At 70.6% G+C, this 21,807-nt stretch carries 25 protein-coding genes and 1 tRNA gene; 17 read left to right on the plus strand and 9 right to left on the minus strand.

From position 1 onward, the window contains the following. Position 1: 1 nt before the first annotated feature. Positions 2 to 1,360, plus strand: coding sequence for a cytochrome P450 (locus tag LG391_RS26320; RefSeq protein ID WP_225771022.1), 1,359 nt, complete (start codon positions 2 to 4; stop codon positions 1,358 to 1,360). A 55-nt stretch (positions 1,361 to 1,415) separates the two neighbouring features. Here LG391_RS26320 and LG391_RS26325 read toward each other — a convergent pair whose 3' ends face one another. From LG391_RS26325 to LG391_RS26345, 5 genes are all read right to left on the minus strand, one after another. Next, the gene (locus LG391_RS26325) at positions 1,416 to 2,123 is read right to left on the minus strand and encodes a 2-phosphosulfolactate phosphatase (RefSeq protein ID WP_225771023.1); all 708 of its coding nucleotides are present in this window, start codon (positions 2,121 to 2,123) and stop codon (positions 1,416 to 1,418) included. A 52-nt stretch (positions 2,124 to 2,175) separates the two neighbouring features. Further along, positions 2,176 to 3,369 (minus strand): phosphoglycerate kinase, encoded by a 1,194-nt coding sequence (gene pgk, locus LG391_RS26330; protein WP_225771024.1) that lies wholly within the window; start codon positions 3,367 to 3,369, stop codon positions 2,176 to 2,178. Positions 3,370 to 3,481: 112 nt separating this feature from the next. Continuing rightward, positions 3,482 to 3,691, minus strand: a complete 210-nt coding sequence (locus LG391_RS26335) for a molybdopterin-binding protein (RefSeq protein ID WP_225771025.1) — start codon at positions 3,689 to 3,691, stop codon at positions 3,482 to 3,484. 120 nt (positions 3,692 to 3,811) lie between these two features. Next, entirely contained in the window at positions 3,812 to 4,996 is a 1,185-nt protein-coding gene (locus LG391_RS26340) for a Gfo/Idh/MocA family protein (protein ID WP_225771026.1), read from the minus strand. A gap of 25 nt (positions 4,997 to 5,021) precedes the next feature. After that, entirely contained in the window at positions 5,022 to 6,080 is a 1,059-nt protein-coding gene (locus LG391_RS26345) for a sugar phosphate isomerase/epimerase (RefSeq protein ID WP_225771027.1), read from the minus strand. 272 nt (positions 6,081 to 6,352) lie between these two features. Between LG391_RS26345 and LG391_RS26350 the strand changes: the two genes are divergently transcribed. After that, complete coding sequence (locus tag LG391_RS26350) at positions 6,353 to 6,811, plus strand: hypothetical protein (RefSeq protein WP_225771028.1); 459 nt, start codon at positions 6,353 to 6,355, stop codon at positions 6,809 to 6,811. A gap of 8 nt (positions 6,812 to 6,819) precedes the next feature. Here the strand turns inward: LG391_RS26350 and LG391_RS26355 are convergent, their stop codons facing one another. Further along, positions 6,820 to 7,158 carry a DUF167 family protein gene (locus LG391_RS26355; RefSeq protein WP_225771029.1) on the minus strand — a complete coding sequence of 113 codons (339 nt, stop codon included), beginning with the start codon at positions 7,156 to 7,158 and terminating at the stop codon, positions 6,820 to 6,822. Then, positions 7,155 to 7,454, minus strand: a complete 300-nt coding sequence (locus LG391_RS26360) for a YggT family protein (RefSeq protein WP_225771030.1) — start codon at positions 7,452 to 7,454, stop codon at positions 7,155 to 7,157. Before LG391_RS26360 ends, LG391_RS26355 begins: the two co-directional genes overlap by 4 nt. 198 nt (positions 7,455 to 7,652) lie before the next feature. Between LG391_RS26360 and LG391_RS26365 the strand changes: the two genes are divergently transcribed. From LG391_RS26365 to LG391_RS26435, 15 genes are all read left to right on the plus strand, one after another. Then, positions 7,653 to 7,739 (plus strand) — tRNA-Leu (locus LG391_RS26365). A 193-nt stretch (positions 7,740 to 7,932) separates the two neighbouring features. Next, positions 7,933 to 8,490 (plus strand): ribonuclease D, encoded by a 558-nt coding sequence (locus LG391_RS26370; RefSeq protein ID WP_225771258.1) that lies wholly within the window; start codon positions 7,933 to 7,935, stop codon positions 8,488 to 8,490. 152 nt (positions 8,491 to 8,642) lie between these two features. Then, positions 8,643 to 9,602: an SIS domain-containing protein gene (locus LG391_RS26375; protein ID WP_225771031.1), complete on the plus strand. Its 960-nt coding sequence runs from the start codon at positions 8,643 to 8,645 to the stop codon at positions 9,600 to 9,602. 2 nt (positions 9,603 to 9,604) lie between these two features. Beyond that, on the plus strand, positions 9,605 to 10,306 hold the full coding sequence (gene lptC / locus LG391_RS26380) for an LPS export ABC transporter periplasmic protein LptC (RefSeq protein WP_225771259.1): 702 nt from the start codon (positions 9,605 to 9,607) through the stop codon (positions 10,304 to 10,306). Next, positions 10,303 to 11,154 (plus strand): LptA/OstA family protein, encoded by an 852-nt coding sequence (locus LG391_RS26385; RefSeq protein WP_225771032.1) that lies wholly within the window; start codon positions 10,303 to 10,305, stop codon positions 11,152 to 11,154. Before lptC ends, LG391_RS26385 begins: the two co-directional genes overlap by 4 nt. Before the next feature lie 10 nt (positions 11,155 to 11,164). Further along, positions 11,165 to 11,950: an LPS export ABC transporter ATP-binding protein gene (lptB, locus tag LG391_RS26390; protein WP_225771033.1), complete on the plus strand. Its 786-nt coding sequence runs from the start codon at positions 11,165 to 11,167 to the stop codon at positions 11,948 to 11,950. 14 nt (positions 11,951 to 11,964) lie between these two features. Further along, entirely contained in the window at positions 11,965 to 13,503 is a 1,539-nt protein-coding gene (gene rpoN, locus LG391_RS26395) for an RNA polymerase factor sigma-54 (protein WP_225771034.1), read from the plus strand. Between the two features lie 147 nt (positions 13,504 to 13,650). Further along, positions 13,651 to 14,232: a ribosome hibernation-promoting factor, HPF/YfiA family gene (hpf, locus tag LG391_RS26400; RefSeq protein WP_225771035.1), complete on the plus strand. Its 582-nt coding sequence runs from the start codon at positions 13,651 to 13,653 to the stop codon at positions 14,230 to 14,232. Between the two features lie 21 nt (positions 14,233 to 14,253). Continuing rightward, a complete protein-coding gene (ptsN, locus tag LG391_RS26405; protein WP_225771036.1) occupies positions 14,254 to 14,712 on the plus strand; it encodes a PTS IIA-like nitrogen regulatory protein PtsN in 459 nt (152 codons plus the stop codon). A gap of 57 nt (positions 14,713 to 14,769) precedes the next feature. Then, positions 14,770 to 16,281, plus strand: a complete 1,512-nt coding sequence (locus tag LG391_RS26410) for an FGGY-family carbohydrate kinase (protein ID WP_225771037.1) — start codon at positions 14,770 to 14,772, stop codon at positions 16,279 to 16,281. A gap of 57 nt (positions 16,282 to 16,338) precedes the next feature. Then, positions 16,339 to 17,094 (plus strand): GntR family transcriptional regulator, encoded by a 756-nt coding sequence (locus LG391_RS26415; RefSeq protein ID WP_225771038.1) that lies wholly within the window; start codon positions 16,339 to 16,341, stop codon positions 17,092 to 17,094. Then, positions 17,091 to 17,831, plus strand: a complete 741-nt coding sequence (locus tag LG391_RS26420) for an SIS domain-containing protein (protein WP_225771039.1) — start codon at positions 17,091 to 17,093, stop codon at positions 17,829 to 17,831. Before LG391_RS26415 ends, LG391_RS26420 begins: the two co-directional genes overlap by 4 nt. 69 nt (positions 17,832 to 17,900) lie before the next feature. After that, entirely contained in the window at positions 17,901 to 19,187 is a 1,287-nt protein-coding gene (locus tag LG391_RS26425; RefSeq protein WP_225771040.1) for an ABC transporter substrate-binding protein, read from the plus strand. A 97-nt stretch (positions 19,188 to 19,284) separates the two neighbouring features. Next, complete coding sequence (locus LG391_RS26430) at positions 19,285 to 20,187, plus strand: carbohydrate ABC transporter permease (RefSeq protein WP_225771041.1); 903 nt, start codon at positions 19,285 to 19,287, stop codon at positions 20,185 to 20,187. Beyond that, positions 20,184 to 21,011 (plus strand): carbohydrate ABC transporter permease, encoded by an 828-nt coding sequence (locus LG391_RS26435; RefSeq protein ID WP_225771042.1) that lies wholly within the window; start codon positions 20,184 to 20,186, stop codon positions 21,009 to 21,011. Before LG391_RS26430 ends, LG391_RS26435 begins: the two co-directional genes overlap by 4 nt. A gap of 55 nt (positions 21,012 to 21,066) precedes the next feature. Here LG391_RS26435 and LG391_RS26440 read toward each other — a convergent pair whose 3' ends face one another. Further along, entirely contained in the window at positions 21,067 to 21,288 is a 222-nt protein-coding gene (locus LG391_RS26440) for a DUF1150 family protein (RefSeq protein WP_225771043.1), read from the minus strand. A 22-nt stretch (positions 21,289 to 21,310) separates the two neighbouring features. Then, entirely contained in the window at positions 21,311 to 21,775 is a 465-nt protein-coding gene (locus LG391_RS26445) for an Hsp20 family protein (RefSeq protein WP_225771044.1), read from the minus strand. Positions 21,776 to 21,807 lie beyond the last annotated feature (32 nt).

Genomic DNA, 21,807 nt, shown 5'->3' on the forward strand with positions numbered 1-21,807 from the left:
CATGGCGCCGACCGTGCGGAAGGGCCTGCTTGCCTCGTTCCGCCATGCCCTGGCCGCGCATCGCAACGGACTGCACGGCATCCCCGACGAATCCTACGCCGCGGCCTGGACCGAGCAGGCGGTGCTGGGCTGGCGCTTCCTGCTGGCGAACGAGCCGGAGGCGATCCGCGCCATCCTGACGGCGGATGAGGAGACGACGGGCAAGGCGAAATGGGTGCAGCGGACAATAGGTCCGGCACTGGGCGACGGGCTGCTGTCGATCGAGGGCGAGGCCTGGCGCCGCAGCCGGGTCGTGGTCCAGCCGATGTTCCACCCGTCGCGCATCGCCGCGCAGCACGGCGCGATCCTGCAGGCGGCGGAGGATCTCGGCGACCGCTGGCGCCGGGCCGCGGCGGCGGGGGAGGGCACGCGCGACGCCGCCCCCGACCTCAGCCGGGCGACGCGCGAGATCCTGCTGGCGCTGTTCTTCGACCCGGACTTCTCGGACATCCTGGCCCGGCTGGGCGACCTGATCCCGATCCTGCAGGAGACGGCGGGCCGGGCCCGGTTCAAGACCCTGCTGGGCCTGCCGCGCTGGTGGCCGGACCGGCTGGGGCCGGCCTTCCACCGTTCGCGCAAGGCGCTGAACGCCGCGCTGGACGACGCCTTCGCCCGCCGCCGGGCCGACCCGCAACCGCATGACGACCTGCCCGGCCGGCTGCTGACCGCGGGCGCCGAAGCTGGGCTGGACGATGCGCGCATCCGGGCCGAGATCACGACGCTGTTCTTCGCCGGCTATGAGACCACCGCCAACGGCATGGCCTGGGCGGTGTGGGAACTGGCGCAGCGGCCGGAGCTGGTGGACGCGATCCGCGCCGAGCTCGTGGCCGTGACCGGCGGCGCCCTGCCGGGACCGGACCAGCTGACGTCGCTGGGCCTCGCCAACCGGGTGATCCACGAGGTGCTGCGGCTGTACCCGCCCGGCTGGATCGTCGGCCGGCGGGCGCTGCGGCCGCTGGAGGTACCCGACGGCGCTGGGAAGACCCGCCGGATCCGCCGCGGCACCACGCTCAACATCGCCCCCTGGGTCACGCATCGCAGCCCGCTCTACTGGCGCGAGCCCGACCGCTTCGACCCGGAGCGCTTCGCCGAGGACGCGGCCGCCGGCCGGCCGCGTGGCATCTACTACCCCTTCGGCCACGGCCCCCGGGCTTGTCCCGGCCGCGGCCTGGCGCTGGCGGAGATGACGGTGCTGGTGGCCCTGATCGCCCGCGACTTCCGCCTCGAACCCGCCGGCCCGCCGCCGCAGCCGCTGGGCCGCGTCACGCTGCGCCCAGGGGCGCCGGTGATGGTCCGGGTCGCCCCGCGCGAGGCAGACTGATGCCCGGCGGCCGGGCGCCGAACCTCCGATTCCGCTTTCCGCCCGAAGCCGGTCTTCAGACGGGCCTGTAGGCGCCGTCGACCAGGAGGGGCGCGGACGAACTGACCTCCTGCTCCAAGGCGAGGTCGACGTCGTGGGGAAAGCCGCTGTCGACCAGCTCGCGGCCGGAGACCGAGGCCCGGATCAGGCGAGGCAGGTCGGCGCCGGCCGACCGCCAGGCGTCCCGGGCGATCTCGGCCTCGGGCGAGCAGGTCAGCGCCAGCTCGTGGATGATGGCGCCGGCGCCCAGCAGATCCTCGATCGCGGGCCGGAGGCCGCCATCCGGCCAGCGCTCGCCGGCGGGAACGACCCCGATGCCACCGCCGCGGGCGAGGTCCAGCGCCGCCCGGGCCACGGCGGCGGCATTCCTCAGGCAGCCGGCCAGCACCGGCGTGCTGCCGCCGGCCAGCGACAGGCGCGAGCCGTTGGGGGAAGGCAGCATCAGCCTGGTTCCGGCCGGGATCTCCAGCAGGCTGGCCGGCGATAGGCTGAACTGGCCGCCAGCTGCCCGTCGCGGCCGCGCCAGCACCGCGCCGGCGCGCTCCGCCGCCTGCCGGGCCGCGTCGTCGTCGCCATGGGGGAAGGGAGCGACCGCCGCGCCCCGCGACACGGCCACGTCGACGGCAGTCGAGAAGGACAGCACGTCGACGATGACCAGCACCGCGACCCGATCCCGCAGCGCCTCGACGCCCGCCATGCCCCATTCGGACAGAACCTGCGCCATCCGCCGTTCTCCCGGCTGACCTGAAGGGGCGGGCTAACCCCTCCCGCTGCCGTCAGCGCTTGAGCGCGGCGACGCCCGGCAGGTCCTTGCCCTCCAGCCACTCCAGGAAGGCGCCGCCGGCGGTGGAGACGTAGGAGAAGCGGTCCTCCACCCCGGCATGGCCGAGGGCCGAGACGGTGTCGCCGCCGCCGGCCACGGTCAGGATCCTGCCGGCCCGGGTCAGGTCGGCCGCCTCACGCGCCACCGCGACGGTGCCGGCGTCGAAGGGCCGCTTCTCGAAGGCGCCGAGCGGGCCGTTCCAGACCACGGTCGCCACCTTGGCCAGCCGGTCCTTCAAGAGGGCCACGGTCTTCGGCCCGACATCCAGCATCATCGCATCGGCCGGGATGGCCGAGACGTCGACCGACTCGTTCGGGGCATCGGCGGCGAATTCGCGAGCGACCACGCCATCGACCGGCAGCACGATCTCGCAGCCGGCGGCCTTGGCCTTTTCCATGATCGTCCGGGCGGCGTCGGCCATGTCGTGCTCGCACAGGCTCTTGCCGACATTCACGCCCTGCGCCGCCAGGAAGGTGTTGGCCATGCCGCCGCCCAGCACCAGCTGGTCGACCTTGGCGACGAGATTGCCCAGCAGGTCCAGCTTGGTCGAGATCTTGGCGCCGCCGACGATCGCCAGCACCGGGCGCTTCGGCGCCTCCAGCGCGGCCGACAGAGCCTCCAGCTCCGCCTGCATCAGCCGGCCGGCGATCGCCGGCAGGTGATGGGCGACGCCCTCGGTCGAGGCATGGGCGCGGTGCGCGGCGGAGAAGGCGTCGTTGACGTAGAGGTCGCCGAGCGACGCCAGGGCCTTGGCGAAGGCCGGGTCGTTCTTCTCCTCCTCCGGATGGAAGCGGACATTCTCCAGCAGCAGGATCTGCCCATCCTTCAGCGCCTTCACCGCCGCCTCGGCCTGCGGCCCGACGCAGTCCCCGGCGAAGGCGACCGGCCGCTCCAGCACCTCCTCCAGCGCCGGCAGCACGATGGTCTTCAGGCTGAATTCCGGGGTCACGCCCTTGGGCCGGCCGAAATGCGACAGCAGCACGACGCGGCCGCCCTTGTCGGCGATCTCGGCGATGGTCGGGGCCAGCCGGTCCAGGCGGGTGGTGTCGCTGACATGGCCGTCCTCGACCGGCACGTTCAGGTCGCCACGCACCAGCACGGTCTTGCCGCGCACATCCACGTCGTCGAGGGTCTTGAAGCTGCTCATCGGCTCGGCTCTCTGGTCTTGGAGGGCAAGATCGCCGGCACCGAACCACAGCCGCCGCCGCGACGCAACCGGGCCGAAGGACCGAGCGGTTGCGTGCGGAGGGGCAGAGCAATCAGTCGATCGCGACCATGACGTCGGAGGCCTTGATCACCGCATAGGCGGCTTGGCCGGCCTTGAGGCCGAGCGAATCGACCGCCTCGTTGGTGATCGAGGAGGTGACGATGACGCCACCGCCGATGTCGATGCGGACATGGGCGGTGGTCTGGCCCTTGGTGACCTCGACGATGGTGCCCTTGAGCTGGTTGCGGGCGCTGATCTTCATGATGTTCTCCGGCGATGTAGGTTGGGTTCGCGGAGCGAACCCAACGATCATCAGCGCCGATGGCGGGATGTTGGGTTCGCTTTCCGGCGAACCCAACCTAAGCGTTTCCGCCGCTTCGCCTCAGATCTTCGTCCAGGCCGCATCCTTCTGCGACGAGGCCACGCAGGCGGCGATGAAGCGCACGCCGGCCAGGCCGTCCTCGACCGTCGGCACCAGCAGCGCGTCGGGCTGCGGATCCCGCTTCTCCAGCCGGGCCAGGATCTGCTCGGCCGCGTCGCTGTAGATCTGGGCGAAGCATTCCAGATAGCCCTCGGGATGGCCGGGCGGCACGCGGGTGGCGTGGGCCGCGGCCGGGCCGCTGCCCGGGCCGCCGCGGGTCAGGCGGCGATGCGGCTCGCCCAGCGGCATGAAGGTCAGATAGTTCGGGTTCTCCTGCGCCCATTCCAGGCCGGCCTTCTCGCCATAGATGCGCAGGCGCAGCCCGTTCTCGTTGCCGCTGGCCACCTGGCTGGCCCAGATCATGCCGCGGGCGCCGCTGGCGTAGCGCAGCAGGATATGGGCGTTGTCGTCCAGCCGCCGGCCGGGGACGAAGCTCTGCAGGTCGGCGGCCAGCGATTCGGCAGCCTCGCCGGTGACGAAGCTGGCCAGGTTGTAGGCATGGGTGCCGATGTCGCCGACGCAGCCGGCCGGGCCGCTGCGCGCCGGGTCGACCCGCCACTCGGCCTGCTTGCTGCCGGTGTCCTCGGCCTTGGTCGCCAGCCAGTCCTGGGCGTATTCCGCCTCGACCAGCCGGATCCTGCCCAGCGCGCCCTCGGCCACCATCGCCCGGGCCTGCCGGATCATCGGATAGCCGGTGTAGTTGTGGGTCAGGGCGAAGACCTGGCCGCTCTTCCTGACCGCCTCCACCAGGTCCTCGGCATCGGCCACCGTGGTGGTCAGCGGCTTGTCGCAGACGACATGGAAGCCGGCCTCCAGGAAGGCCTTGGCCGGGGCGTGGTGGACGTGATTCGGGGTGACGATGGCGACGGCGTCGATCGCCGGGCCGCCGCCGTCGCGCAGCTTGGCCTCGCCCTCAAGCATCGCCTGCCAGGAGGGATAGGCGCGGGCAGGGTCCAGCCGCAGGTCGGCGGCCGAGGCCAGGGCCTTCTGCGGGTCGCTCGACAGCGCGCCCGCCACGAACTCCCAGCGGTCGTCCATCCGCGCCGCCAGGCGGTGCACCGCGCCGATGAAGGCGTCGCGGCCGCCGCCGATCATGCCCAGGCGCAGGCGCCGGCCGGGCGCCCGTTCCGCGGTTCCGGAAACCATGTCTGTCCTCCCTATCCTTGGCCGTTCAGCGGTCGATGCCGAGCAGGCGGCGGTTCGCCGCCTCGTCGGTGCCGCCGGAGGCGAAATCGTCGAAGGCGCGCTCGGTGACGCGGATCAGATGCGAGGCGATGAAGGGGGCGCCTTCGGCCGCGCCCTGCTCGGGATGCTTGATGCAGCACTCCCATTCCAGCACCGCCCAGCCGTCGAAGCCGTACTGCGTCAGCTTCGAGAAGATGGCGCCGAAGTCGACCTGGCCGTCGCCGAGCGAGCGGAAGCGGCCGGCGCGGTCGGCCCAGGAGGCGAAGCCGGAATAGACGCCCTGGCTGGCGGTCGGGTTGAACTCGGCATCCTTCACGTGGAAGGCGCGGATCCGCTCGTGATAGCGGTCGATGTAGCCGAGATAGTCGAGCTGCTGCAGCACGAAGTGGCTCGGGTCGTACAGGATGTTGCAGCGCGGGTGGTTGCCGACGCGCTCGAGGAACATCTCGAAGGTGGTGCCGTCGAACAGGTCCTCGCCGGGATGGATCTCGTAACAGAGGTCGACCCCGGCCTCGTCGAAGGCGTTCAGGATCGGCGTCCAGCGCCGCGCCAGCTCGTCGAAGGCGGTCTCGATCAGCCCGGCCGGGCGCTGCGGCCAGGGATAGACATAGGGCCAGGCGAGAGCGCCGGAGAAGGTGGCGTGGGCCTTGAGGCCGAGGCGCCGCGACGCCTGGGCGGCATGGCGCAGCTGCTGCACCGCCCATTCCTGCCGGGCCTTCGGGTTGCCGCGCACCTCCGGCGCCGCGAAGCCGTCGAAGGCCTCGTCATAGGCCGGGTGCACGGCGACCAGCTGGCCCTGCAGATGGGTCGACAGCTCGGTCAGGGCCAGGCCGTGCTGCTTCAGCGTGCCCAGCACCTCGTCGCAATAGTCCTGGCTCTCGGCCGCGCGCTTCAGGTCGAACAGCCGGGCGTCCCAGGACGGGATCTGCACGCCCTTGTAGCCGAGGCCCGCGGCCCAGCCGGCGATCGCGTCCAGGCTGTTGAAGGGCGGCGCGTCACCGGCGAACTGGGCGAGGAAGATGGCCGGTCCCTTGATCTCTCTCATGGTTTCCTCCTCCATGGGGCGCTCGGCGAGTACCCCTCTCCGGGCGACGGATTGTTCGATGCGCGAGCCTAACGCCCGGTCCGGGCGACGCGCAATGCAATCGATTACAGGATCTGTGTCTTTGGCGCCTATGGTCCCGATCCGGGACGGGCTTGTCAAATTATTGTCCGATGAATGGCAGGCTATTCAGGGAAATATTGCTGCCGGGCCGAAGCGAGGCGTAAGATAATTGCTGGACCGCTCGGAGAGGCGGGTCGTGAATGGAGGCCAAGATGCGTTTGATCGCGCTGGTCGTCGCCGGCCTGGCGACTGTTCTCGGGCTCACCGCCTGCACGCCGCCCCGGGCGCTCGACACCAACCCGCAATATGTCCGCATGACCCGGGCCGAGTTCGATCGTGTGGTGCTGGGCCGGCCGTTCCTGGTCGAAGGCGTGATGGGCGGGCCGGACCGGCTGTTCGAATACCGCCGCAACGGCAAGTACACGCTCAGCGGCCTGGACAGGAACGGCCGCCCGATCCTGCTGCGCGAGGGCAACTGGCGGTTCGAGGACGGCACGGTCTGCACCGGCCGGCTCAGCCGCAGCGAGACCGGCGACAGCTGCGTCACCATCTTCTCCTCGCCGCTCGCCGCGGCGCCGGACGTGATGAACTGCAACGTCCGCTGGGTCGGGGACCGCGGCAATCTGGACGACGGGACCGTGCATCGCTGCCGGGCCACCGTGCGGAGATAGACCCGCCGTCAGTCTTTCGTCGCCAGCGCCTCGGCCCAGGCTTCGAGGCGGGCGGCGAGGGCGGCGTCGCCGTCGATCTCGATCAGCTTGGTGCGATCGGTGGCGCCGCCGATGATGGCGAGCGCCGATTTCGGCAGGCGCCAGCTCTTGGCCAGGAGGGCGATCAGCGCCTCGTTCGCGGCGCCGCGCTCCGGCACCGCCGTGACCGCGGCTTTCAGGAGCGGCGCGCCGTCGGCATCGACCGCCCGCCCGGTCACCGCATTGCGCCCGGCCCGCGGCGTCAGCCGGACCGTGACGCGGATGCCGCGGGGGGCGGCGACGAAGAGCGGCCGGGCCGCGGCGGTCACGCCAGCAGGCTGTAGCGGATGTTCGCCAGCACCATCTGCAGGAAATAGATGATCAGCAGCAGCACCACCGGCGAGATGTCGATGCCGCCGAGATTCGGCAGGACCCGGCGAATCGGCCGCAGCGCCGGCTCGGTCAGCCGGTAGAGGGCGTTGCCGATCTGGTAGACCACCTGGTTGCGGGTGTTGACGACGTTGAAGGCGACCAGCCAGCTGAGGATGGCGGCGCCGATCACCACCCAGACATACATCTGCAGCACGATGTCGATGATGCGGAAGATTGGGTCGATGACGATCATGCGCCTGTTCCAGAGGTGGTCCGTGCCGGCCCGGTCGCCGAATCCGCCCGTACCGTACCGATGCGGCCCCGAGGGAACAAGCGATGCGACGCGGCCCGGCGGATGCGCCGGCCGCAGAAATCGTCAAAGTTTCACAAAGCGCGAATTCCCCTGTTGACAGGGGGTGGGGCGGCATCCTACATCACGGCCCGCCGCATCGCCCAGGTGGCGGAATTGGTAGACGCGCAGGTTTCAGGTACCTGTGGCCGAGAGGTCGTGGAAGTTCGAGTCTTCTCCTGGGCACCATCTTCTCGATGGGCCCGACGATGCGATGCAGTGGCAACGACCCGCTTGTCCAAAGCGGGTCTTTCCTTTTGGGGCCGACGCCCAGCTTCGGGGGAGGCCCAGGGCCGCGGCCGAAGACGGAAGGTGGCGAGCGGTGGTGTCCGAACCGATTCTGCATGACGGGGATCTGCCCGACGGTCTCGATCTCGGCGACATGATCGCCATCGACACCGAGACCATGGGCCTGAACCCGGTGCGCGACCGGCTGTGCCTGGTCCAGCTCAGCGCCGGCAACGGCGACGTCCATCTCGTCCAGTTCCGCCGCGGCGTCTACGACGCGCCCAACCTCAAGGCGCTGCTGGCCGACCCGGCCCGGCTGAAGCTGTTCCATTTCGCCCGCTTCGACATCGCCGCGCTGCAGGCCTATCTCGGCGTCGTCACCGCGCCGGTCTACTGCACCAAGATCGCGTCCCGGCTGGTGCGCACCTTCACCGACCGGCACGGGCTGAAGGATCTGTGCCGCGACCTGCTCGGCGTCGAGCTGTCGAAGCAGCAGCAGAGTTCCGACTGGGGCAGCGACCAATTGACGCCCGAGCAGCTGCGCTATGCCGCCAGCGACGTCCTGTATCTGCACGCGCTGAAGGCGAAGCTGGACGAGATGCTGCGGCGCGAAGGGCGCGAGGCGCTGGCGCAGGCCTGCTTCGGCTTCCTGCCGGCGCGGGCGGCGCTCGACCTCGGCGGCTGGGCGGATCTGGATATCTTCGCCCACTAGCCCGATATGGGGTCACATTCGTGCCGTCTTGTGGCGGTACGGGGATCGGCCGGGGCCCGGGCAGGGCCCTTCGTGCAGATCCGGATCGGATCGTGGTCCGCGCCCTCCGGACCGGCTATAGCAGCCGCCGCGCGGATCATTTGGGAGAAGGTATGGTGGCAACTGCAGGGATCGAGGCCGGCCGCAAGGCGCTGCTGGTGGAGCGCGACGCGCTCGACCGCCTCGCCGAATCGCTCGACGCCAGCTTCGACCGCGCCATCGACACCATCCTCGGCGCCGAAGGCCGGGTGGTGGTCAGCGGCATCGGCAAGAGCGGCCATGTCGCCCGCAAGATCGCGGCGACCCTGGCCTCGACCGGCACCGCGGCGCTGTTCGTCCACCCGGCCGAGGCCAGCCACGGCGATCTCGGCATGATCCACCGTCAGGACGTGGTGCTGGCGCTGTCCAACTCCGGCAACACCGCCGAGCTGGCGGACGTCATCGCCTATACCCGCCGCTTCGCCATCCCGCTGATCGGCATGACCAGCCGGTCGCCGTCGAATCTCGCCGACCAGTGCGACACCGTGCTGCTGCTGCCGCCGGCGCCGGAGGCATGCCCGACCGGGCTGGCGCCGACCACCTCGACCACCATGATGATGGCGCTGGGCGACGCCCTGGCGGTGGCGCTGATGCATCGCCGCGGCTTCTCCTCCGACGATTTCCGGGTGTTCCACCCCGGCGGCTCGCTCGGCAGCAGGCTGATCCGGGTGCAGGACATCATGCATGCCGAGGCCGAGCTGCCGCTGGTCACCCCGCAGACGCGAATGGACGAGGCGATCATCGAGATGAGCCGGGTCGGCTTCGGCTGCGTCGGCGTGACCGACGCCGACCGCCGGCTGGTCGGCGTTATCACCGACGGCGACCTGCGCCGGCACATGAGCGCCGGCCTGCTCGGCCGGACCGCCGGCGAGGTGATGACCCCTGGGCCGCGCACCATCCGCCCGGCGGCGCTGGCGGCCGAGGCGCTGGGCCTGATGAACCGCTATAAGGTGACCAGCCTCTTCGTCACGTTGGAGGACCGGCCCGTGGGCATCCTCAGGGTGCATGACTGCCTGCGGGCAGGGCTGAGTTGAGCGTGGTGGCCGCGCCGCAGACGCCGGAACCGGGCCGGGCGGGGCGCAGTGCGGGCGCCTCGGGCCGGCGCGCGCGCCTGGCCGCCGCCGGCCGTGCCGCCGGCCTCAGCCGCTCCTACAGCCGCATGGTCGGCGTGCTGAAATACGTGCTGCCGGCCGTCGGCCTGGTGGTCGTGGCGCTGATCGTGCTGTGGCCGGAGCTGCACCATTCCCAGGTCGACATCTCCAACCCCGCCGAGCGCCCGGCCGCCGCCGCGGGCGAGATCCAGAATCCGCGCTACAGCGGCATCGACGAGGCGGCGCGGCCCTACACCGTCTGGGCCACCCTGGCAAAGCAGGTGCAGGACGAGGTGTTCGACCTGAACCGCCCCAAGGGGGAGATGAAGCTGCCCAGCGGGCTGCTGCTCACCCTCGATGCCCAGACCGGCAAGCTGGACCGCAGCAGCAAATCGGTGCATCTCAGCGGCAACGTCACCCTGCGCCGCAGCGACGGCACCACTCTGGTCACCGACGCCGCGGACATCGACCTGGCCGACAAGGGCGCGCGCAGCAGCACGCCCGTGACGGCGGAAGGGCCTTTCGGTACGCTGTCGGCCGGGGGCTTCAAGGTCGAGCAGCAGGGCGACGTCATCATCTTCACCGGGCCGACCAAGCTGCTGCTCAAGCCCGGCGCCGACAAGGCCTTCCAGGGGACGCCGCAATGATCCGCCCGCTGATTCTCGCCGTCCTGCTCGCGGCCGTGGCCGTCCCGGCCGCAGCGCAACAGCAGCTGCAGCTCGGCGGCGGCAAGGGCGAGCCGTCCGAGATCCAGGCCGACGACGCGCTGGAGTGGCACCAGAACGAGAAGACCTACATCGCCCGCGGCAACGCCGTGTACAAGCGCGGCGACCTGACGGTGAAGGCCGACGTCCTGACCGCCTACTACCGCGAGCTGCCGGACAAGAGCACGGAGATCTTCCGGGCCACGGCCGAGGGCAATGTGCTGATCACCCGCGGCGACACCACCAGCGCCACCGGCGGCAAGGGGGTCTACGAGCTCGACGCCCAGACCTTCACCCTGACCGGCGGCAACCTGAAATTCGTCAACAACGACGACGTGATCACCGCCACCGAAAGCATGGTGTACCGCCAGGCCGAGGACGTGGCGATCGCCCGCGGCAACGCCACGGCGGTCCGCGCCAAGGAGCAGAAGTCGCTGCGCGCCGACACGCTGACCGGCCATTTCGCCCCGAACGAGAAGGGCGACAAGGAGCTGTCGACGGTCGACGCCGACGGCAACGTCAAGCTGACCACGGCGACCGACGTGGTGACCGGCCGGACCGGTCATTACGACGTCAAGAGCCAGTTCGCGACCATCACCGACGACGTCCGCATGACCCGCGGCGGCAACCAGCTGAACGGCGACTATGCCGAGGTCGACATGGCCAGCGGCGTCAGCAAGCTGCTGACCCGGCCGGGCCAGGGCGGCCGCGCCCGGGCCCTGCTGGTGCCGGACCAGAACAACAACCAGGGCCAGCCTGGCTTGCCGGGCCAGCCGGCACCGAAGAAGTAGGGGGCAGGCGATGACCAAGCCGATCAGCCCGCATCCGGCCGAGACGGCGGCCGCGCCGCGCCTCGTCGCCAAGAATGACGGGCTCGTCGCCCGCAACCTGGGCAAGCAGTACAAGAAGCGGCCGGTGCTGCGCGGCGTCAGCCTGCAGGTGCAGCGCGGCGAGGCGGTCGGCCTGCTCGGGCCGAACGGCGCCGGCAAGACCACCTGCTTCTACATGATCACCGGCCTGATCCAGCCGGATTACGGCACGATCCTCCTGGACGGGCAGGAGCTGACCGACCTGCCGATGTACCGCCGCGCCCGGCTCGGCATCGGCTACCTGCCGCAGGAGGCGTCGATCTTCCGCGGCCTGACGGTCGAGCAGAACATCCGTGCCGTGCTGGAGATCTCCGAGCCGGACCGCTCGGCGCGCGAGGCGGTGCTGGAGGACCTGCTGGCCGAGTTCTCGATCAGCCATCTGCGCCGCACCCCCGCCCTGGCGCTGTCGGGCGGCGAGCGCCGGCGCGTCGAGATCGCCCGGGCGTTGGCCAGCCATCCGCATTTCATGCTGCTGGACGAGCCGCTGGCCGGCATCGATCCGATCGCGGTCGGCGACATCCGCGACCTGGTGGCGCATCTGCGCGACCGGGGCATCGGCGTCCTGATCACCGACCACAATGTGCGGGAAACCCTCGATATCGTCGATCGGGCCTATATCCTCCACGACGGGCGTGTTCTGATGGAAGGCGAACCATCCGACATCGTCGGCAATGAGGAGGTGCGGCGCGTGTATCTGGGCGAACGCTTCAGCCTGTAGGCCACCGGGCAGCCATGGCCATTTCGCAACGCCTCGGGCTCCGGCAGAGCCAGGCGCTGGTCATGACGCCGCAGCTGCAGCAGTCGATCAAGCTGCTGCAGCTGTCCAACATCGAGCTCTCCGCCTTCGTCGAGGCGGAGCTCGAGCGCAACCCGCTCCTGGAACGGGAGGAGGGCGAGCGCGGCGACGACGGCGGCGACGGCACCAGCGACCGGAACGACATCGAGCCTCCCGATCCCGGATCGGGGCGGACGGTGGCGGCCGATGTCGCGCTGACCGCGCCGGAGCCGCCGGCCATCGTCTCGGCGGACGCGCCGCTGGACACCGATTGGAGCAACCTGTTCACCGGCTCCAGCGCCACCGACCGGAACGAGGATTACGGCGGCGAGGCGCAGTTCGCCGGTGCGGGGCGCGGCCGCATGGACTTCGCCGACGACCTGCCCGGCCTCGAGGAGACGCTGGCGGAGCGGCCGAGCCTGCGCGACCATCTGCTGAGCCAGATCGCGATCGAGTTCGCCGCCCCGGCCGACCGGCTGATCGCGGCACGGCTCGTCGACCTGCTGGAGGAGACGGGCTATCTCGGCGCCACGGTGGAGGAGGTGGCGGCCGGCCTCGGCTGCCCGCCGGAGCGGGTCGAGGCGGTGCTGCGTCGCTGCCAGCGGCTCGATCCGCCCGGCATCTTCGCCCGCAGCCTGGCCGAGTGCCTGGCCATCCAGCTGGCCGAACGCAACCGCCTGGACCCGGCGATGCGGACGCTGCTCGACCATCTCGACCTGCTGGCCCGGCGCGACCTGGCCGCGGTGATGCGGCTGTGCGGCGTCGACGCCGAGGACTTGGCCGAGATGATCGCCGAGATCCGTGCCCTCGACCCCAAGCCGGGCGCGGCCTTCGACCACGAGGTCGCGCAGACCCTGATCCCGGACATCCTGATGCGGGCGCAGCCGGAGGTCGGCTGGGTGGTCGAGCTGAACGCCGACACCCTGCCGCGGGTGCTGGTCAACCGCCGCTACCATGCCGAGATCAGCCGCGGCACCCGCAGCAAGGTCGACCGCGACTATGTCGGCACCTGCCTGGCCGATGCCAACTGGCTGGTCCGCGCCCTCGACCAGCGCGCCAACACCATCCTCAAGGTCGCGTCCGAGATCGTGCGCCGGCAGGACGCCTTCTTCGTCCGCGGCGTGCAGCACCTGAAGCCGCTGACCCTGAAGGATGTGGCCGAGGCGGTCGACATGCACGAGAGCACGATCAGCCGGGTGACCACCAACAAGGTGATCGCCACCCCGCGCGGCGTGTTCGAGCTGAAATACTTCTTCACCCAGGCGATCCAGGGCGCCGACGGGGCCGACGCGCATTCGGCCGAGGCGGTGCGCCACCGCATCCGCACCATGATCGACGCCGAGCCGGCGGACGCCATCCTGTCCGACGACCGGATCGTCGAAATCCTGCGCGGGGAGGGGATCGACATTGCACGGCGGACCGTCGCCAAGTACCGTGAGGGGATGCGGATACCATCCTCCGTCCAGCGACGGCGTGAGAAGGGTCTGAGCCGATGAGCGCTCCCCCCGCAGCCCGGGACCGGGCCCCCTGCGTTGACAGGAAGGCGCCCCGTCCCTATGGTCGCCGCCCGAAGGCGGCCCCCAAAGGCCGCCCCGTTCTTTTTGGGCGCCCGTCTCTCATCGTGCAGCAGTGAAGCGACAGCCATGCAACTGACCGTCAGAGGCAAGCAGATCGACGTCGGTGACGCATTGCGCACCCATGTCAGCGACGCCCTCACCAGCACGACCGCGAAGTACTTCAACAACGCGATCGAGGCGAATGTCGTCTTTTCCCGCAACGCCCATCTGATCCGGAGCGACCTGTCGGTCCATGTCGGCCGCAACATCCTCCTGCAGAGCAATGCGGAGGCCGAGAGCCCGTACCACGCCTTCGACGCTGCCGCCGACAAGCTGGCCAAGCGCCTGCGCCGCTACAAGCGCCGCCTGCGCGACCACCACAACGGCGACGCCCAGCCGGCCCTGCCGGCCCAGAGCTACATCCTCGAGGCCGAATCCGAGGAATGGCTGAACGGCGAGGAGCCGAACCAGCCGATCGTGATCGCCGACGTCTCCACCACGATCGAGAGCCTGACGGTGCTGCAGGCAGTGATGCGCCTCGATCTGGGCGACCTGCCGGCGCTGATGTTCCGCAACCAGGCCCATGGCCGGCTCAACATGGTGTTCCGCCGTCCCGACGGGAACATCGGCTGGGTCGATCCGAAAGGGACCGAGGATGCTGCTGCCTGAGGGCGGCGCATCCGACATGTCATGATCGATTTCCTCCGCCCCGAGGCGATTCTCGCCAATCTGAAGGCTGCCAGCAAGAAGCAGGCGCTGCAGGAGCTGGCCCGCCGTGCCGCCGAACTGACCGGCCAGCACGAGCGCTTCATCTTCGACGTGCTGCTGGAGCGCGAGCGGCTGGGCTCGACCGGCGTCGGCCGCGGCATCGCCATTCCGCACGGCAAGCTGCCGCATCTGCAGGGCGTGTTCGGCGCCTTCGCCCGGCTGGAGCGGCCGATCGACTTCGACGCGGTCGACGAGCAGCCGGTCGACCTGGTGTTCCTGCTGCTGGCGCCGGAAGGGGCGGGGGCGGACCATCTGAAGGCGCTGGCCCGGATCAGCCGCATGCTGCGCGACGAGAGCCTGTGCGAGAAGCTGCGCGGCTGCCAGAGCGCCGACGCGATCTTCGCCCTGCTGTCGCAGAGCGAGTCGGTGAACGCCGCTTGACCGGCCGGCCCCCGCTCCGCTAGCCGGGGCGGATCGGCCCCCGCAAGCGGTTCCGCCATGCTCCTGCTCGGCCTCGACGCCGGCACCTCGGTCATCAAGGCCGCGCTGTTCGGGCGCGACGGCCGGCAGCGCGCCGCCGCGTCCCGCCGCACCACCGTCTCGCGCCCCCGCCCCGCCTGGTCGGAAAGCGACCCGGAGACCGCCTGGGTCGCCACCGCGGCGGTGATCCGCGAGGTGCTGGCCGTGGCCGGGGTCGACGGCTCCACGGTCGTCGCCGTCGGTGTCACCGGCGCCATGGTCGGGGCCTGGGTGATCGATGCCGATGGCCGGCCGCTGCGCCCCGGCATCCTGTGGGACGATGGCCGCAGCCAGCCCTGGATCGAGGCGATGCAGGCCCGGGATCCGGCGTTCATGTCCCGGATCTTCGCGTCCTCCGGCTCGGTGATGCAGCAGGGCTGCACCCTGCCGGTGCTGCGCTGGCTTCTGGATCACGAGCCCGAGGTGATGGCCCGGGCCGACTGCGTGTTCGGCTGCAAGGACTATCTCCGCTTCCGCCTGACCGGGGGGCGCGCCGCCGACCCGACCGAGTCGGCGGTGGCTCCGGGCGACGCCCGCTCGCAAGGCCGCAGCGAGGCGATGCTCGAGCTGTTCGGCCTCGGCCAGCACCGGCACCTGCTGCCGCCGGTGCTGGCGTCCGAGGCGGTCGCCGGCGCGGTGACGGAGGTCGCCGCGGCGGAGACGGGGCTGCGGGCCGGCACGCCGGTCGTCACCGGCGCCGGGGATGTCGCGGCCAGCGTCATCGGCTCGGGCGGTCTCGCCGCCGGCGCGGCCTGCACCGTGCTCGGCACCACCTGCCTGAACGGCGTGGTGCTCGACGCCCCGTCCTTCGAGCCGCCGGATCTCGGCCTGCTGTTCAGCCTGCCGGGCCGGCTGTGGCTGCGCTGCATGGTCAACGTCGCCGGCACCAGCAATCTCGACTGGTGCCTGCGCAGCCTGTGCCCGGACCTGGCCCGGGACCCCGACCCTTACGCCGCGCTGGAGGCGCTGGCGGAAGCCGCCCCGCCGGGCGCCGGCGGCGCCGTCTACTTGCCCTATCTCAGCGAGGTCGGGATCATCGCCCCGGCGGTTTCGGCCGCCGCCCGGGCCCAGTTCGCCGGGCTGGTTCCGGGGCACGGCCGGCCCGAGCTGGTGCGCGCCGTCTATGAAGGGCTGGCCTATGCCGTCCGGGACTGCTTCGCGGCGATGGCGGAGCGGCCGCAGAGCGTGCTGTTGTCCGGCGGCGGCAGCCGCAGCCGCTTCTGGTCGCAGATGATCGCCGACGTGCTGGGCCTGCCGGTCGAGGTCCCCGACGGCGGCGAATACGGGGCCTGCGGCGCCGCCCTGTTGGCCGGGACCGGCATCGGATGGTATCCCTCGATCGGCGACGCGTCGCGCCGGGTCCGCAGGATCCGGCGCACGCATCGCCCCGATCCGGCGCTGCGGGAGGCCTATGAGGCCGCCTGGCGGCGCTACGGCGGGCATCGCGACGCGCTGCTGCGCATGCCCGCCGCTTTGTCCGACCTTTCTTGACGGGGCCCGGATCGGCCTTCATCATGCCGATTGTGGTCTAGACCACCAGGGCCCGCCATGACCGATCTACAGCCGACATCGACGGATAAGCCGATCTACCAGCAGATCGCGGAGGATCTGGCCGATCGGATCCGTGCTGGCGCCTTCGCCGTCGGTGACCGGCTGCCCTCCGAGCGCGATCTGGCCGACCAGCTCGGCATCAGCCGGATGACCGTGCGCCAGGCCTTCAAGAGCCTGACGGACGCCGGGCTGATCGAGAGCCGGATCGGCCGCGGCTGCTTCGTCGCCCGGCCGAAGGTCGACCAGCGGTTGCAGCGCCTGACCGGCTTCAGCGAAGACATGGCCCGCCTCGGCCGTCGCGCCGCCAGCGTGATCCTGCGCCAGGCCGTGATGCCGGCGACCGGCGAGGCGCGCGAGGCGCTGGGCGTGGCCGAAGGCGCGCCGCTGGTGCTGCTCGAGCGCGTCCGCCTGGCCGACGCCGTACCGATGGCGTTCGAGGTCACCTGGCTGCCCGAGGCGCTGGTGCCCGGCATCCTGGACCGCCACGATTTCCGCACCGCCTCGCTGTACGAGGTGCTGCGCCACGATTACGGCCTGGTGCCCTGGCAGGCGGAGCAGACGGTCGAGGCCGACCTGCCCGACGCCGTGACCGCCGGCGCCCTCGACATCCCGCGCAGCGCGCCGGTGCTGGTCTTCACCCGGCGCACCGCCGATGCCGACGGCCACGTCATCGAATTCGTCCGCTCCGCCTATCGCGGCGACCGCTACAAGATGCGGGCGCGGCTGTCCCCTCCAGACTCGACGGACCCATGACATCGACAGCCCTTTCCGGCGCCGCCGCCTATCTCGCCGGCATCGCCGATCGCATCGCCGCCCTGACCGCGACCCAGGGCGAGGCGATCGGCGCCGCGGCGGCGGCCTGCGTCGAGACCATCCGGCGTGACGGGCTGATCTACATCTTCGGCACCGGCCATTCGCATCTGATGGCGGAGGAGGGGCATTTTCGCGCCGGCGGCCTGGCCTGCGTGGTGCCGGTCCTGGCCTCCTCAGTGATGTTGCATGAGGGCGCGGTGGTCTCCGGCGCTCTGGAGCGGATGCCCGGCTTGGCCGCGCATCTCCTCGGCCGCTATCCGATCGGGCCGGCCGATACGCTGTTCGTGTTCTCCAACAGCGGCGTCAACGCCGTGCCGGTCGAGGCCGCGCGCCACGGCCGGGAGAAGGGCGCCACGGTGGTCGCCGTGACCTCGATCGCCTATTCGCGGGCGGCGGCCGCCGGCCGGCCGACCCTGGCCGAGTCCGCCGACATCGCCATCGACAACCAGGGCCCGCCCGGCGACGCCTCGGTGACGGCGGCGGAAGGGCTGGTCGTCGGGCCGATCTCGACGGTGCTGGGCGCCGCGGTCTGGAACGCGGTGCTGAGCGAGACGGTAGCGCGGCTGGCCGAGTCCGGCGAGGTGGCGCCGGCCTATATCAGCGCCAACATGCCGGGGGCGAAGGAGCGCAACGCCGCGCTCGTCGAACGCTACCGGACGCGCAATCCGCATCTGTAGACAGCCCGGCGGACGCTCGGTCAACGACGCGCCGCATCCCGGGCCGCAGGACAAACAGGGGAGAGGGCAATGGCGACGAGATGGTCGATCGTGTCGGGCGTGGCCGCGGCCGCGCTGGTCTGGGGCGCTGCCGCCCAGGCGGCGCCGGTGCAGCTGACGCTGTGGCACATGGAGCAGCCGCCGCACCGCGTGGCGCGGGTGCAGGAGCTGATCGACGCCTTCAACAAGAGCCATCCGGACATCGCGGTGAAGCAGGAGCCGCAGAGCTGGGGCGAGATCTACGCCAAGGCGCCGGCCGCCATCGCCGCCGGCAACGCGCCGGATCTCCTGTTCGCGATCCCGGACTTCACCCCGGTCCTGAAGGATCTCGGCGCCCTGCAGTCGGTCGAGGGCTTCGTCAAGCAGCTCGACGCCCAGCATCATTTCGTGCCCAGCGCGCTGGCGCCCTACAGCTATGACGGCGGCGTCTGGGCGGTGCCGCTGTACAACATGGCGATGTCGCTGTGGTACCGGAAGAGCGTGTTCGCCGAGGCCGGGCTGACACCGCCGAAGACCTGGAGCGAGTGGAAGGCGGCGGCGGAAAAGCTGACGGCGGACGGCCGCTACGGCATCGGCCTGCCGGCCAACAAGCAGCTCTACACCGACCAGACCGTCTACGACCTGATGGTCAATGCCGGCGCGGCCGACATCTACAACCCGGACGGCACGCTGCGCTTCGACAACCCCCAGACGGTCAAGGCCTACGACTTCTACAAGGACCTGTACCAGTTCTCCGCCGCCGACGCGCCGGGCTGGACCTGGGGCGAGGCCGAGGCCTGCTTCGCCAGCGGCGGCTGCGGCATGATCCTGCAGTTCACCGTGATCAGCACCTATGACAGCCAGGCCGAAGGCGACGCCCAGGACCTCGGCGTGGCGCCGATCCCGCATGCCGACGACCGCAAGGAGTCGGGCACCATCGCCTATTCCAACGCGGTGATGATCCTGGCCAAGGACGAGGCCAAGCGGAAGGCGGCCGAGACCTTCATCGCCTGGCTCCTGGAGCCGGAGACCTATGGCCGCTTCCTGAACATGGAGCCGGGGCTGTTCCTGCCGGTCACCGCCGACGGCGCCAAGGCCAAGAGCCTGTGGAGCGACCCGCTGGTGGTGAAGTACAAGCCGCAGATCGAGGCGATGATCGCCAACAGCCGCAACGGCGCCCTGTTCGGCTTCACCGGCGGCCACACCTTCCCCAGCATCGCCGCGATCTCGGCCCAGAACATCCTGGCCGAGACGCTGCAGAAGGTGGTGATCGACGAGATACCGGCCGCCGAAGCGGTAAAGGCCGGCCAGGCGCGGATGCAGGAGGCGGTGAAGTAGGGAGCGCGGGGCGGGGGCGCCTTTCGACCATGGCCAGTGCCAGCCAGGGTCCCCCCTCCCCGCAAGGGGAGGGGGGATTCAAAGGAACGAGCGAGGGATGAGCGCCGGTCCCCGGCGCCTGTCGCGCGCCCGGTCCGAGGCGATCGCCGGGATGCTGATGGTGGCGCCGGTGCTGGTGTGGCTGGCGGCGACCATCCTCTATCCGCTCGGCGCCGCGGTGGCGATCAGCCTGCGCGACATCCGCGTCATCGGCTCCGACGGGGGCTTCGTCGGGTTCGGCAATTACCAGGAAGTGCTGGAGATGGCCCGGCTGTGGGCGGCGCTGGGGCGCAGCCTGGTCTGGGTCGCCGGCAACGCCGTGCTGCAGACGCTGCTGGCGCTGGGCACGGCGCTGCTGCTGAACCAGCGCTTCCGCGGCGTGCGGCTGGTGCGGGTCTGGGTGATCCTGTCCTGGATCGTGCCGACCATCGTCGTCGTCATCATCTGGCGCTGGCTGCTCGGCACCTCCGGCGGGGTGGTGAACCATCTCCTGGTGTCGCTCGGATTGACCGATCGCCCGATCGGCTTTTTCGCCGGGCCGGGCAGCGCCATGGCGTCGCTGGTGGTGATCAACTCCTGGCGCTGGTTCCCCTTCGTCGCGGTGATGCTGCTGGCGGGGCTGCAGCGTATCCCGGCCGACCTGTACGAGGCCGCGGCGATCGACGGCGCCGGCCCGTGGCAGCGCTTCCGCCGCATCACCTGGCCGCTGCTGCAGCCCACGATGCTGGTGCTCGGCGTGGTCGGCACGCTGCTGTCCTTCAACGTCTTCGACATCATCTGGCTGACCACGGCGGGCGGGCCGTCCGGCGCCACCCAGACCCTGCCGGTGCTGATCTACGAGACCGCGTTCAAATCCTATCGGCTGGGCCAGGCGGCGGCGATGTCGGTGCTGGTCAGCCTGCTCCTGATGGCGCTGGCCGTCCTTCTCACCCGGGCGCTGGCGCCGAAGGGGGAGGGGTGAGGCGCAGCCCGGGCCAGACCCTGGCGATCGGCGGCGGGCTGCTCGGTCTCGCCGTCCTCGTGCTGCTGCCCTTCTGGTTCATCGCCACCGGCGCGATCAAGGCGCCGCAGGAGATCATCGCCCGGGTTCCGACGCTGGTGCCGCACAGCTTCACCCTGCGGCATTTCGACAAGCTGCTCGGCGCCTCGGATTATCCGCGCTATCTCGGCAACAGCCTGCTGGTCGGGCTGGGGTCGACCGTGATCACCGTGTTGCTGTCGGTGCTGGCCGCCTACGGCTTCTACAGGCTGCGCTTTCCCGGCCGCGTCCTGCTGTTCCGGGCGGTGCTGGTGGCCTACGCCTTCCCGGGCATCCTGATCCTGATCCCGCTCTACGGGATGATGTCGCAGGCGGGGCTGATCGACACGCCGGCGGCGCTGGTGATCGTCAACGTCACCTTCGCCTCGCCCTTCGCGATCTGGATGATGCGCAGCTTCTTCGCCTCGATCCCGGCGGAACTGGAGGAGGCGGCGCTGATCGACGGCGCCTCGCGTCTGGCGATCCTGCTGCGGATCATGGTGCCGCTGGCGGTGCCGGGCATCGCCAGCGTCGCCATCTTCGCCTTCATCGCCAGCTGGACCGAATACCTGTTCGCCTCGGTACTGATCCTGTCCGACGCCAACCGCACCCTGCCGGTCGGCTTCGCCGGCATCATCGGCCAGTACCAGATCGACTGGGGCCTGCTGCTGGCCGGGGCGACGCTGGCCACCGTGCCGGTGGTGCTGCTGTTCGGCATCGTCGGCCGCTGGTTCATCGCCGGGCTCCCCGCCGGGGCCGTGAAATAGAGAAAGCCCCGCCGGCGGCGGGGCTTTCGCGTTCGCTCATCGGGACGAAGCGGGATCAGTGGGCGCTGACCGGCTCCATGTCGTTCTGGCGGACCACGGCGAAGGCCAGGTCGCGGTCCTTGACCACGGCCAGCGGGGTGCCGTCGGCGCCGTGCACGGCGAAGGCGGGCTCGCCCTCGACCACGACCGGCTTGACGAAGGCGATCTGGTTCAGGCCGATCGCCGCGAAATCGGTCGGCGACATCTGGGTGAAGGTGGGGGTGGCGTTGGTGTTCATTCTGGTCACCAGGTGTTTCGGTTCACCCTTCGACGTCGGTCGAGACGTCGATCGCGGTCTTGCCGTTGGGTTTCGCCGCGGAACGGTTGATGGCGATGGTCCGGACCTTGCTCTCCGGCACCGGCCGGCGGAGATCGATGTTCAGGAGCCCGTTGTCGAGCGAGGCCCCGGTCACCTCGATGCCTTCGGCCAGCACGAAGGCGCGCTGGAACTGGCGGGCGGCGATGCCACGATGCAGGAACACGCGCTCCTTGTCGTCGGTCTGCTTGCCGCGGACCACAAGCTGGTTGTCCTCGATCTGCACCGTCAGATCGGCATCCGTGAAACCGGCGACCGCCAGAGTGATGCGCAGCTGGTCCTCGCCGAGCTGCTCGATGTTATAGGGCGGATACCCGTCGCTCGGCGTCCTGCCGATCCGGTCGAGCGTCCGCTCGAACTGCTCGAAGCCGAGCAGAAGCGGGCTGTTGAACAGCGACACCCGCGTCATGGTCACTCCTCCTGAGAGCGAGCTGCCGGAAC

The organism is Inquilinus sp. Marseille-Q2685, assembly GCF_916619195.1.
Classification (GTDB): domain Bacteria; phylum Pseudomonadota; class Alphaproteobacteria; order DSM-16000; family Inquilinaceae; genus Inquilinus.